Genomic DNA, 13,024 nt, shown 5'->3' with positions numbered 1-13,024 from the left:
TGGCCGCCGCGTACGGCTGGGATTGGCCGCTGGAAGGCGACGAGATTCTGGAGAAGCTGCTCGCACTCAACCAAGCGCGATAGCAGGGCAGGGGGATGGGTTCAAATCAGCACCAGATTATCGCGGTGCACGGCCTCGTCGCCGCAAGTGTAACCCAAGCGGTGCAGGATCTGGCGCGACGAGAACCCTATCAGGCGGGTGAGCTCGTCCCTGCTGTAGGCGCTCAGGCCGATGGCAATCGGTGCGCCGCCCGGCGCGAGGATCTGAACCGCATCGCCCCGCTCGAACGTGCCGTCGAGCCGTGTGATACCCACAGGGAGGAGGCTTGCACCTCCTTGCTTGAGCCGCCGTACCGCGCCCGTGTCCACAGTGAGCGTGCCCTGGGGACGCTCCGCTAGGAGCCAGCGCTCGCGGCTCTCCCGCCGAGTCGCCGACGGCAGGATTGTGGTTCCCAAGGGCTCACCCGCCACTAAGCGCTGTAGGATCGCGGCATCGCTGCCGGGGGCGATAATCGTGGTAGTGCCGCTCTGGCCCGCAAGCTGCGCCGCCTGGAGCTTGGTGAACATTCCCCCGGTTCCCAGCAGGGTGCCACTCCCTCCCGCCATTGCGAAGTGTGTCTCATCAAGGCGCTCGACCATGGAAAGAAGCCGGGCATCGGGGGCACTGCGCGGGTCGGACGTGTAGAGCCCGGCGATGTCCGAGAGGATCACCAGCAGGTCCGCATCCAGGAGATTGGCGACCAGGGCGGAGAGATTGTCGTTGTCCCCGACCCGGATCTCGTCTGTGGCGACCGTATCATTTTCGTTGATAACAGGCACGACACCGGCGGCGAGCAGGGCATCGAGTGCATCACGGGCGTTGAGGTAGCCACTGCGGCGCGCCAGATCGCCGCGTGTGAGAAGCACCTGGCCCACCGTGCGCTCGTAGATGCCAAAGAGCTCCGCCCAGAGCTGCATGAGCCGGGGCTGCCCGATCGCGGCCAGCATCTGCTTGCCCGCAAGGTGCGGGGGGAGCTTTGTAAAACCGAGGGCCTCCCGACCCGCCGCCATCGCCCCAGAGGAGACGAGCGTGACCTGGTGTCCTTCCTCCAGAAGCTCCGCCGTCTGAGCCGCAATGCCCAGCATCGCCCGTCGTGAGAGCTGCGTCCCTCCGCCTGTCAGGGTAGAAGTGCCCAGCTTGACCACGACTCGCTTCCGCATCACGCTGGGAATAGGTCTTGCCACGATCCCGCTTCCAGCAGCCGATCAATTAAGCCTTCCAGCGCGGTTAGCTCCGCACTCTCAATCCGCTGGGCAAAGGTGGGCTCCGGCGAGCCGAATTTCTTCGTGCCCAGACGAAGTAGTGTCGCTCTGGCTTCCTGCAAACGTCCCTGAAGCATACCCTCTTGTCTACCTTGAAGCAGACCTTGTTCAATCCCTGTTTCCATCCAGCTTGTTACTATTTCCATCTTATGCTAGTTTACCGCAGGGATGACATAGGGGCCTTTGGGAATCACCGCGATTGTGGCAGTTGTAGACAGACGGGCCAGTGCTTCTTGCATGCTCTCCACGGCGTCCACATGGCAGCGGCGTAGCTCGGCGGCGCGGCTTGTTTCGGTGACGACGATTACTTTGTGGTGGCGGCAGGCGCGGGCGAGCATCTCTACCTGCCACTGGTCGGGCAGTGGGGTCCAGCCAGGTGCACTCATCTGAGCAACGAGTGCATCGAGGTCCGCGTGGGCTTCGAGAGTCTCCTTAAAGTGGGGGCTCCCGACTCCCTCCTGCATCTGCGCGGCGATAATCACCGTGCCACCTGGCTTGACAATAGGGTAGGCTCCGACAATACCCTTCACCACTTGATAGAAAGTCGTATCGAGCGGGTAGCCGCCGCCGCTTGTGATACAGGCATCCACTAGCTCCGGGATCAAGGGGCGTGCTTGCTGGGCGACGAACTCCGTGCCACGGCGCCATGCATGAATCCAGTGGCCACAGAAGATTCCCGTGACACGCCGCTGCTCGTCTAGCGTGACATCGCAGATCAGATCAGCGGGGGCAAAGGCGGCAATCGCCGTGTTCTCCTCGTGCACTGGGTTCGCATCGAGCACCCCGTTACGGGCGTTGTCGTGCTCTAAAAACTGCGGAGAGTGCCAGGCCTGGATGGTCTCTCTGCCCGCGACTCCGGGCATCACAAGCTTGCGCCCGCCGGAGTAGCCCGCCATAAAGTGCGGCTCGATCAGCCCAACCGTGAGCTTTAAATCCGCATCGAGCCAGCGCGTATCCAGATAGATCGGTAGGTTACCTGGGCTCGTTCCGATAAAACGGTTGGTTCTAGGATCGTCGCAGTCGTGGTCGAGAACTTGGACACCACTGGCGAGAATTGCCTCCCCCAGCATCTCTCGTTTCTCTGCCTCGGTACTGGCGCGGTGGGTTCCTGTGGCGATCAGAATACAGATATTTTCTGGGGGAAGAGAAAGTAAGGCAAGTACTTCCGTTAGGATAAGCCGATTAGGAACGGGGCGCGTGATATCACAGATCACGATGCAGGCCGTCCGCTTACCCGCAGCAAGTCGTGGGAGCTCGGCTTCCAGAAGAGCGGCGTGAATGGCTAGGGCAGGGGCACGCAGTGGGGGAGCAGGGGCAAGGCTCAGAACATGGTGCACCAAGCGGTCTGCAAGCTCGGCGACAAGTCCGTCGCGGCCATAGTCTAGTGTCACTGTCATGCCCTTGTATTGTAGCCTAAAATCATCGGTTCTAGTTTTGCGGAACTACTGCCAATAATACCAGTCAGAGATTGTGGAATGATGCGAATACCAGGGATACGCGGTCGGCGTTTAGAGAGCGCTGAAAAAGTAAAAAAAGAGCTTGGGCTCACTCTGCTTGCAGAGCTGCCTCCCCCCACAAAGGGAGCGGCGATGCTCGCGGCTGCCTACACCCATTTGTTGCAGGAGACCCTGCTACGAGTGGCACCGGGTGAGGCGCAGCGCACGACACTTGCGGTGACATCAACCCGAGAGCGTGAGGGACGCACCGCCGTGGCCGCGAACCTTGCGATTGCTGCCGCGCGAGCGGGCCGCAGTGTCTTACTTGTGGATACCGAGGTGCGCAATCCCCAGCTTCATCTGATCTTTGGGGGAGATTTTGCGAGATCTACTCCTGGCCTTGTGGACCTTCTCGCTGGCGCAGTGAGCTCCCCTTCGGAAGTACTTCTCGACACAAGTGTGCCTGGTGTACGCCTGCTGCCCATCGGTGATGTAGAGGAGCACAATGCAGCGGAACTATTTAGCTCTCCTCGTTTAGAGCGCTTTATTCGCTCCATCGCTCCCCGCCTGGCGGACCTGGTGATCTTCGATACCCCACACGTACGGAGCGATGAGCCGGGGCGCTATGTCCTGACCCATGTCGACGGGGTGCTCTTTACGGTCGGACTGGGAGAGACGGAAGTGGGCGCGGCCCGTAAAGCACTTAGTATTCTGGAGCGCAACCAGGTTACTGTTTTAGGGGGGGTCTTCATGACATCAGGTGACTATCCACAGAGCATGGCAGTAGCGCTTCCGGAAATTACCCTCCAGAAACTTGAAGAAGATACCGAAATCCAGGGTGTGCTTGCTCCCATAGCGTTGGGAGAGCCTATCAAAGTTATGCCGTTCACAGCGCCAAATGACGACTCCACGGCATCTGAAAACGAAGCGGATGGAATATCCATGAATGTAGCGACAGCACTGAAAAAAGATGATGACAACAGCGTCGTGCCTGCAAGTGGCTTTGGCGTCGAGGATCTTGAAGCGGTTCTCCAGGGTTGGCGGCGGCGCGATGGTGCAGCGGCCCCCGACGTAGCGGAAGCTTCGGAGCCCACTGTTTTTGCGATGCCTTTGCCCCCAATGTTCGAGGCTCCAACACAGTTTGAGGCATCCTCGCATAAGGTTGCGCCTGCTGGTGTAGCCTTCCCGATAGGAGAGGTTGTGGGGGAGGGGACAGGGATTCCAATCGGCATTCCGTTTCTGAGTGTGGATACCAATCAAGACGAGCCCCAGGAGAGCACTCTCGAAAAACCTCTTTTGACTCTTGTCGAGAGCGATAGTGAGTATGAAGAAGTTCAAGTTGCTGAAGTGGAGGAACCTGTGTATAACGACGAGAGTGAAGCCGTAGCTGCGCCGGTAATCCCGGCCTTCCCTGTGCCTATTATGGCGGTAGAGACTCCGGTGCTATCTACTCCTGAACCTGCTCCTGTCGTGGTTGCCGTTGCGCAGCCCATCGTGGTGGAGCCGATTGCCGTTGCACCGGTTGCCCCTGTGAGCTATGCACCCACACCCGCGCCTTCTTGGCCCGCCGCTCCCATCGTAGTGGCTCCTGCACCACCGGTTGCTGTGGTGACTGCACCCGTGTTTGTTGCACCCGAGCCGATTGCTGCCCCCGCATTCCCGTCTGCACAGACCTTTGCGCCGGTTGTCGCGGCTCCAACGGCTCCAACGGCTGCATCCCTAGCCCCGCTAGCGAACCGGGCGGCACTTGATATGCAAATAGATATGTTCCAAACCGGTCCCGGCGAGATGACCATGCGCGCTGCGACTAGTAATGCTCCTGCGGTGGGCTACCCGCCTATCTCTCTTGAGCTGGCTATGGCTATGAATGCGATGCGGGGGATGCGTGCTATCACGCCTTCCTCGACGGGTGGGGTGGATCAGCCTCGGATCGCTCTGGAGGCAGTCTCTACCGATGCTCCCGATGCGACTCGGATGCGGATGGTTGTGGGGAGCACCCACGAGCCTTCGCTGGAAGTGGTTGTGCACAATGGTGCCGGCATTAGTGTCCGCACCGGCACCGGCCACGAACAGCCCGCCGTAAAGCTAGACTCCCAGAATCTCCCCGATGGAGGGACGATCACCCGCGCCACGCTCTACCCGGCCCGTGGCGGTCAAGAGCTCGTGCTTGAGCTGCGCCGTGAACCCGTCAACGATGGCTTCACCGACGCCCGCTGGCGTAACCGCCTCTCGCTGTTTGCGTAACTCGGGTGGCAGCAAGACTCATAAATGGGCCTCCTCCGACTTTTGTGGTCGGTGGGGGCTTTTTCTTGCTAGCGCCTCTGAAGGGCTTCTTCATAGAACTGTACGGTCTGCTGGGCGATGTTCTGCCAGTTAAAGCGCCTGGATAGCTCTCGTGCCCGCTGCTTATGGCGCATTATCTCAAGGGCTTCATTGGTAAGCAACTCGGCAACACTTGTCGCCATTGCTTGCCAATCCCCCCGAGGAACAAGCCACTCGGGCGGTAGCATCTCGGGAGGTCCGGGCGAGTTGTAGGCAATTACGGGGAGGCCCGCCGCTAGCATCTCCAGAACCCCGAATCCAAAAGCCTCCAGGTGCGACGGGAAAATCCCCACCGTGCAGGCCGCGAGCAGTGCGGGAAGCTGCTCAGGCTCAAAGGCTGGCAGTACCTCAATATGGTGAACGAGGTCGCTGGGGAAATCTGCTTTAACCTCTTGTTCCGTTTTGTAGGTTCCCAGTAGGATAACGCGCACTTGTGGGAAGTTCTTCGCAAGAGCACGGACAAACCGAGGGAACTCACAGCGGCCTTTGCGCTCGTCGTAGGTGCCCACAAACGCGACTCTAAAGTTATTCTCTGGCAAAATGGGCTGTGCATCAAAAAGCGCACGACGATTACTGTCGATTCCGTAGGGCTGTATAAGGATCTTCTCTGGTGAAATGCCGTCGCGCACCAGAAGTCCTTTATCTTGGCCATTGGCAAGATTGATCAGATCTGCCTCGCGAAAGCTATTGCGCATTGAAGCAAAGAGCCCTTGCCATTCCTGCTGACGCTGGCGGCCCTTCAGTAATTTTCCTGCGAATGCGCGTAGCGTTTTACGCTCCGGGATCTTGATTTCCCTCTCCTGCCAGAGTGTTAGTAGAACAGAGCGCGAGACCAGAAGTGGTTCCGTGGCGTAATCACGGCGGGCAAATTGAAGGTAGGCACAGTCCACATCAAAGACATCGAAGTTGGCTCTCTCGTCGTGGGTAAACTTCTGAATCGCCTGAGCATAGGCGAGCGCATGCGTCTTGTGATTCGCTGTCTCACCTAAAAACTCAAAGGGAGTCAGAACTCGGGTTTCATGTCCTTGTCGGTTCAGCTCCTCCCCAAGCTCCACAAGAACCTTCGAGCCGCCTAGTTTCTTGCCATAGGCGAACTGCGTAAAACAGGCGATTCTCATGGCTTCTCCAGTAGCGCATAAAGTGCTGTTTCCAGCTTGTTGAGAACGGCTTCCTCACTCCACTCTGTCAGGGCACGGTGCCGTGCGTTCTGAGCGAGTACTTCACGATCCGGGCAAGCCAGTAGTTTTTCTGCATAGAGCTTGGCCGAGGTTTCCTCGACGAGCAAGCCATCTATTTTGTCTCGAAGGAAATCCTTCGCTCCACCCGATGCATGGCAGATCGTAGGCACCCCCATAGACATTGCTTCCGCTATATTTCTGCCGTAGGGTTCGCCCACTGCGGTTGAGATAAGCCAGTCACACGACGCGACCCTTTCGTAGACCTTTGTATTAGGGATTCTTCCTGTGAAGGTTAGTGCCTCGTTCAAGCCGAGTGCTACTGACTGCGCCTCAAGCTCTGTACGCAGTGGTCCGTCTCCTATAATAATTCCTTCTACAGATTGCCCCATTTGAGTGAGAGTGGCTAAAATTTCTAAGAACAACTGAGGGTTCTTTTGACTTTCCAGACGCCCTACAAATGCCAGTTTCATTTTTGTTTTCGGCAAAGCCGATTGAGCGGATAGGGGAGGGGCATGGACGATAAGAGGGAGCGATAGCATCTGGCGACAACCATTTTTTGTCTGAATTTGAGCCGAATGTTGCTCCGTTGTACAGATTGCTAGTGCTGCATTTCGTAGGGAAGTATCCCAGTTTTTCTGGGAGAAATGTTGTAATAAAGGGAATGGGCTGAGAATTCCGATTCGTGAACGAGATGTTTTGGAATCTGGCCAAGCATAGTAGATAGGGCCGATGACGGCTTGTGAGCTGGAAAGGGGTCGGAAAAAAGGGCAACCTGCATCGAAGGGAGACATTCTCCACTCGATATCAAAGCGATGCTCTTTACGAAGAGTATCGCGCCATTTTTCTGCCTTTAAGTCCAACTCGAAGGGAGCCAGCGAGTTGATCCTGACGTTGTGTGACGAGGCAAATACCGTAAGATTCTCCGATTTTTTACGAATATCCGCATGGTTTGTGAAGGCAAAAACCTGGTGCCCACGTGATGCAAGACCGTTCAAAAGACTGAAGCAGATGAGTCCTTCCCCATGTGACAGGTGATCTGTCAGGCACTCGGAAGCACGATGAACGAATATTTTCAGTTTTTTCATCCTGGGTTTCGATTTTATCAGACTCTTCCTACCAGTGGTGGCGTTCCCAGTTTGGGGCGACGTGCTTGCGCATCTCCGCCACATCGTCACGAACGCGGTAGGGGCTATTTTTATAGCGGTCTTTAAGCTTTTCTAATTGGTCGTAGTTGAGGGTGATTCCTAGACCGGGCAGCTCGGGGACGAGAATATTGCCGTTAATAATCGGGATCCGGCCCTCAGTGATGATCTCATCGTCGGCGCTTTGCCAAGGGTAGTGCGTGTCGCAGGCGTAGGTGAGGTGGTACGTTGCGGCGGCGACATGTACCATGGCCATCAGAGAGACTCCCAGATGGCTGTTGGAGTGCATCGAGAGCCCCATTCCTAGAGTCTCACACACCCGTCCTAGCTCAGAGACGGCACGAAGGCCGCCCCAGTAGTGATGATCGCCCAGCACGACCTGGCAGGCGTCTTGGTGGTGCGCTTCGGCGAGAGTTGCGAAGGAGGTGACCGCCATGTTGCTTGCCAGTGGCGTTTGGATACCTTCGGCGAGCAGGCCCGCTCGCACGGCAGCCATTCCCTGGATTCCCTGCGCGGGATCTTCGAGATACCCGCCGTCGCTGAGCTCGTTGCGCAAAGCCTTGCCCGCCCGGACGGAAGTTTTCACACTCCAGACACAGTTGGGGTCAATACGTAGGGGAATTTCTGGGCCAAGTGTCTGGCGGAGCAGCTTGATCGTGTCTATCTCGGCATCGGGCTCCAACACCCCGGCCTTGAGCTTGACGGAGCCAAAGCCATAGTCGGTGATGAGCTCCTGCACCTGTGTGACTAATCCCTCAGGTGTGAGCGCCTCGTCGTACTTCGACTCGCCCCAGGCGTGCTTGTAGAAGGCGTAGGCCGAGAACGGCACTTTGTCGCGCACTTTTCCCCCCAGCAGCGCATGCACGGGGAGCCCGACTGTCTTGCCGACCAGATCCAGGCTCGCCACTTCGAGTGCCGCGAGTGCCATGCGATACTCGCCCTTGCCCCGTAAATCCGAAAGTGAGACGAAAAGCCGTGTCGCGTCCTGACCGATGACTCTTGTGCGTAGGCTCTCTAGTGCCTGTGCGGGGCCGTCGCCGCCGTGGGTCTCCGCGATCCCAATCACTCCATCTGCACTCTCCAGCTCGATCACGGTTCGTAGTGCCAGCGGGGCATGGAGGCCAAACGCCGAGCGAAGCGGCGGATCGGAAATGGCGATGGAGTGAATACGAAAGTCACGGATTTGCATGGGGGGCTTCTTTTTGTTCTTCCGTGGCCTTGCAGGTGCGCAGCCAGACATTTTGTGGCGGGTTGTCGTAGCCTTTCCAGGAGTACGGATCCACGCCTGCCACGGGGATCACGCTGCGCCGATCTGCTGTGGCGACGGACTCGCCCGCTGCCAGGCTCCATGGCAAGTGGCTCCAGGCGTTCATGTAGTGGCTGACCAGAACACGTCGGTAGATCTCGCTGCGGTTCTTGTGCGATTTATGGAGCAGATAGCCATTGAAAAACACGACACTACCGACGGGAACCTCCACGGGAACGGCACCGCTCTCGTCGAAGCCGTAGCTCTGTTGTCCGAAGTCGTGCTCCTCCGTATCGCTGTGATCGCGCTGGGGATAGAGATAGCCTTGCTTATGGGAGCCGGGGATCACCCAGAGGCAGCCATTCTCGATTGTGGCGTCATCGAGTGCGATCCATGCCCCGATCAGCGAGCGATCGCGTGTCGGGATATAGATTTCGTCTTGGTGCCATGCCTGCCCCTGAAACGTCGGGGGCTTCACAAAGAGCATGGACTGCATGCACTTCACCGAGCCATCCCAGAACGGCAGGTGTGCGGCAGTAATTTGACTGAGAGCGCCGCAGATCTTTGGATGCTTTACATACTTCTGGATCACCGGGCTCACAAAGTGCGGCTGGTGAATACAGAGAATCCGCCGCAGTGCTTCGTCGTCGGAGAGCTCCGCAGGTAGCGGCTTAAGGTTCTCACACGGGTAGCCGCCGCGTGCTAGATGCACCGTGTCACGCCGCAGCTCTTCAACTTCATCGGGCGTCACTAGACTCTCCAGAACGAGATAACCATTCTCCACAAAAAATGCGACCTGTTCATCGCTCAAAACACGGGGAACCACGATCAGGTTCTCCCGATTAGGGGTCGTTTCCATGCACAATATTCTACCCTAACTACAGGTATGAAAAGGTATCAATAATAAAATCTCAAAGATATTTAACGAAGGCTTACTCCTTGTTGCTTGTTCTTTTTTAATATCAATTTAATTTGGTAAATTTCCTTCATACGGAAATATCAATAGGCTACAAGATTTTCCTGATCCACTAGGTACACTAGAAAGCCACAAAATAATTTGTGTTTTTCCTGATTTAAATTTGTTAACAGTATATCTCAAAAAACCTCCTGTCGGGTTTGTGATGTAATCAGGAACTTCTCGTGCAATATGCTCTCCTCCGTTATCAAGGACTTTTGATATGTAATATATTGATATAATACCTTTCAGGTAGTCATCCAATAATTGGAAGTTAGTTTTAAGTGTGGTTTTTTCAAATTTCAATATTCTATTTTTACATTCTTTTTGTAATATTTCTTGGATAGATTTATCTATAAATGAACTAGGCGATGATCCTGCCTTGAAATTTTTATTTTTGAAAGTATTCATATAATTTATAAAGGTTTTAGGGAGACAGTTTCGTAATAGGTTGAAAAATTCAGAATAATTAACTTGTGGATTTTTTAAATATGCTTGAATCCGTAGATTGCCCGTAATAGTCTTATTGAAGTGCCAATTTTTCAATAAGCAGATACTCCTTAATATAGAAATATCATCTGTAAACTGTTTTCCGATACAATATATATTTATATCTGTGGGGATATCAAATTTTGATAACAGATTTTTGTCGTTAAAATCAAAATCTTTCAATTTTTTTGAATATGTGATTTTTCTTTTTGTCCAATCGACATCAATATTTGATATAGTATTCGATGGATTATTTTTTATGGGTAGTACATCGATGTTTTTATTGATAGTAGGTAATTTTTTTTCTTCGAATATCGTGTCTGAATGTTCATTTTTGAAAAATAATGATGTTCTAGTATATTTAAATAATATTATATTTGAAATATGGATTCCTCTAGTACGTATATGTACGTTTCTAGAAGCATTTTTTATATCCTCAATTATAGTTTGATCGAGGTTTCTGCATGGTAATCCATTTTTCATTTCGGATAATTGAGATGTATTTAATTGAGACGCATAAGATCGGAGACTTTTTAAGCCACTGAGGGACAAGTTGAGCGATGATGGACTTGCAGCACTTGAAAGTTCTCTGATTATATTAGCACTATATACTGTTTCTTCGTATGACACATCAGGTAAATCATATGGAGTAGTGTATATTTTTTCTAATACTATTATTCGAGTATTTTTTTGCAGGATTTTAAATTTAAATTCTCTGCAAATATCTTCTATTGTTTTAAATTTGCCTGTCGGACATCTGTCATTTAATGGATAGCCATCAGTTAATATTGCGACATTATTATTTTTACTGAAATTTTCTATGATGTCATAGAAATACATTGAATTTTCTTGATTACTGAACAGCATGTTTCTGGCTATTTTAGACATTTTATGAGTATTCCTTTGTTTTATAAGGGGTGTGAGTGTGACTTTTTTATAGTCCCACTCACAACCTTTAACCTTGATTTTTTGAAGGTATTTTATTGATTATCTTTAGTTTTATTTACCCACAAATGTCAACTGTTGCGCTTGAGTAAATATTTATCTCTGTACCATAGTTTCCATCGATTTCTTCTTCTTCCCCAACAAAAGTATGTTCCCCGTCATCTTCGTCAAATAGTACACCATCTGGGCCACTTTTCTCACCATGTGCTTCTGCTATCTCTGTGCCTCCATTTTCCTCTGAGGTTGCGTTAACAGTCGCTGCAATCAGCTGGAAATTAGTATGGGTATGGCCGTTCACTTCACAATGAACATTCACAATCGATGTTCTGTCATTTTCTGGTAGTGGATCCAAATAGGGTCCTCGTGTAAGCAAAAAAAATCCACTAATTTCATCATGTCCTGTTCCCGGTATCATACCTTTCAATATATATCCTGTTTCAGTGAATGTTACCGCGTCAGGATTAGTCATTTCCCATATAACAACATCACCCGCATTAGTTTGACTGGGTAGACCTTGGTCGAAATTTGTGTTAGAGAAGCCTGTGATTTCACACTTTGCTTCGACATCTGGTGGAGGTAACGCTACGACCGCACCAATACCAATCACTAAGGCTAGGATTGTTGAAACTGCTACAGATAAACGCTTTTTCATTTTAGATACCTTAATGGCATTTGCCCTGAAGACGTGGGCATTTGCCCTGAAGACGTGGGCAAAAAAACCGACCTACTACAACTCCGAATGTTTTTCGTTGTCGGGGAGGACAAGAACATCCTCAAGAGGAGGATATCAGAACTCTATGGGACTGTCAATCGGCACAGGATAGAATTTTCGGAAATTTTTCCAGCACTGCTCTCCCGACCTCTCTGAGTGCTATTTTACGCTACAATAGCACATGATTACCGCAATAATCGTAACCGCGCCGCTCTGGGCGCAAGACACTGTCTACTCCGGCCCTCAGCCTGGTGAGAAGCTTTCCGCCTTCAAGGTTCTACGCGTGGTCGGGACACCGATGCCACTAGAGGAAACACTCACGCCTGGTGACCCGACCACGGTTCTAGTGTTCTGGCATGGGGTTGAGCGTTCTATTTTGCCTCTGGTTCGGGTCGTGGATCAGTACGGCTCCGAGCGCAAGGAGCAGCTCAAGCTACATCATGTTGTTCTTTACGGGGATCGGCTGGAAGGTGAGAAACGTGTCCCGCTGGTGCAGCAGTCGCTGAAGCTGGGAAGTGCGCCAATGCTCTCCCCTGATGGTCTGGAGGGGCCGGGTAGCTACGGACTCAATAAGAAGTGCCTCCTGACGATTCTGGTGGGTAAAGGCGGTAAGACCACGGCAAGTTTCGCTCTGGTGCAGCCGGGAATCGCCGATGCCCCGAAGATTGTGAAAGCGATTGCGGAGGCGATTGGGGACGAAAATCCTCCTAGTGTTGCGGAGCTGGACGCGAACTGGATGGCCACACGTGGAGGGACGGGGGGCCGCCCCCGTGAAATGGTACAGCGCCCGGCTCCGGCTCCCGTCTTCGATCTCACCACCGAGAAAGGCCTGCGGGATGCTGTCACCGCGCTGCAAGCGGAAGTGGCAGCACTTAAAAAAGAAGTTGCCGACCTGAAAGGCCAGCGCAGTACTTCTCCCGCAGAGCCTAACCGCCGTCAGCCCGCACCGCCCGCGGGGCCACTGCCCGGAGCCGCTCCAACAGACGCGCAGCTCATGGGGCTGCTCCGTGGGTTTATTCAGCCGACCAACTCGGACACCCGAGTGGATGACGTTTTGAAGGAAGTGGGGGCCTATATTAAGGGCAAGCGGGAACTGGAAAAGCAAGCCTACGATGGCTGGATTCGTGTGCTCCACCTCAAGTACGGCACCGCCTACGCTCAGACAGCGGGTCAGAAGTTCGTGGACACTCTGAAAAAATGAAAGCCCTGGCCCTGCTCGCACTCACGGTGCCAATACCCCTTCGCGAAGCCGGAGGGGTCGGCAGCGAGGAACGAGCGCACCGGGGGAGGTTTGATTT

11 protein-coding genes are annotated in these 13,024 nt (G+C 53.6%); 2 read left to right on the top strand and 9 right to left on the bottom strand.

All coding sequences use genetic code 11. The features are described from left to right. Nucleotides 1–101: 101 nt before the first annotated feature. The 3 genes from proB to larA all read right to left on the bottom strand — a co-directional run bounded on the left by proB (nt 102) and on the right by larA (nt 2,698). The gene (gene proB, locus ACH2EH_RS12705; RefSeq protein ID WP_395142202.1) at nt 102–1,199 is read right to left on the bottom strand and encodes a glutamate 5-kinase; all 1,098 of its coding nucleotides are present in this window, start codon (nt 1,197–1,199) and stop codon (nt 102–104) included. Beyond that, nucleotides 1,199–1,378, bottom strand: coding sequence for a DUF4351 domain-containing protein (locus tag ACH2EH_RS12700; protein WP_395142200.1), 180 nt, complete (start codon nt 1,376–1,378; stop codon nt 1,199–1,201). The genes proB and ACH2EH_RS12700 overlap by 1 nt, the downstream gene beginning before the upstream one ends. Before the next feature lie 75 nt (nt 1,379–1,453). Then, nucleotides 1,454–2,698, bottom strand: coding sequence for a nickel-dependent lactate racemase (larA, locus tag ACH2EH_RS12695; RefSeq protein ID WP_395142198.1), 1,245 nt, complete (start codon nt 2,696–2,698; stop codon nt 1,454–1,456). A 78-nt stretch (nt 2,699–2,776) separates the two neighbouring features. On the opposite strand from larA, the gene ACH2EH_RS12690 reads away from it, so the two are divergent. Further along, nucleotides 2,777–4,981 (top strand): cellulose synthase operon protein YhjQ/BcsQ, encoded by a 2,205-nt coding sequence (locus tag ACH2EH_RS12690; RefSeq protein WP_395142196.1) that lies wholly within the window; start codon nt 2,777–2,779, stop codon nt 4,979–4,981. A 68-nt stretch (nt 4,982–5,049) separates the two neighbouring features. On the opposite strand, the gene ACH2EH_RS12685 is transcribed toward ACH2EH_RS12690, so the two are convergent. From ACH2EH_RS12685 to ACH2EH_RS12660, 6 genes are all read right to left on the bottom strand, one after another. Then, entirely contained in the window at nt 5,050–6,177 is a 1,128-nt protein-coding gene (locus ACH2EH_RS12685) for a glycosyltransferase family 4 protein (protein ID WP_395142195.1), read from the bottom strand. After that, nucleotides 6,174–7,322, bottom strand: coding sequence for a glycosyltransferase (locus ACH2EH_RS12680; protein WP_395142193.1), 1,149 nt, complete (start codon nt 7,320–7,322; stop codon nt 6,174–6,176). Before ACH2EH_RS12680 ends, ACH2EH_RS12685 begins: the two co-directional genes overlap by 4 nt. Before the next feature lie 28 nt (nt 7,323–7,350). Next, a complete protein-coding gene (locus tag ACH2EH_RS12675) occupies nt 7,351–8,568 on the bottom strand; it encodes an enolase C-terminal domain-like protein (protein ID WP_395142191.1) in 1,218 nt (405 codons plus the stop codon). Next, nucleotides 8,555–9,484, bottom strand: coding sequence for a phytanoyl-CoA dioxygenase family protein (locus ACH2EH_RS12670; RefSeq protein WP_395142189.1), 930 nt, complete (start codon nt 9,482–9,484; stop codon nt 8,555–8,557). Before ACH2EH_RS12670 ends, ACH2EH_RS12675 begins: the two co-directional genes overlap by 14 nt. Nucleotides 9,485–9,592: 108 nt before the next feature. Further along, nucleotides 9,593–10,957, bottom strand: a complete 1,365-nt coding sequence (locus ACH2EH_RS12665) for a hypothetical protein (RefSeq protein WP_395142187.1) — start codon at nt 10,955–10,957, stop codon at nt 9,593–9,595. A 115-nt stretch (nt 10,958–11,072) separates the two neighbouring features. Beyond that, nucleotides 11,073–11,666: a hypothetical protein gene (locus ACH2EH_RS12660; protein ID WP_395142185.1), complete on the bottom strand. Its 594-nt coding sequence runs from the start codon at nt 11,664–11,666 to the stop codon at nt 11,073–11,075. Nucleotides 11,667–11,907: 241 nt separating this feature from the next. Between ACH2EH_RS12660 and ACH2EH_RS12655 the strand changes: the two genes are divergently transcribed. Further along, on the top strand, nt 11,908–12,927 hold the full coding sequence (locus ACH2EH_RS12655) for a hypothetical protein (protein ID WP_395142183.1): 1,020 nt from the start codon (nt 11,908–11,910) through the stop codon (nt 12,925–12,927). Nucleotides 12,928–13,024: the final 97 nt, after the last annotated feature.

It is taken from the genome of Armatimonas sp. (assembly GCF_043760365.1).
Taxonomy (GTDB): domain Bacteria; phylum Armatimonadota; class Armatimonadia; order Armatimonadales; family Armatimonadaceae; genus Armatimonas.
This window is presented reverse-complemented; position numbering and strand designations above follow the sequence as displayed.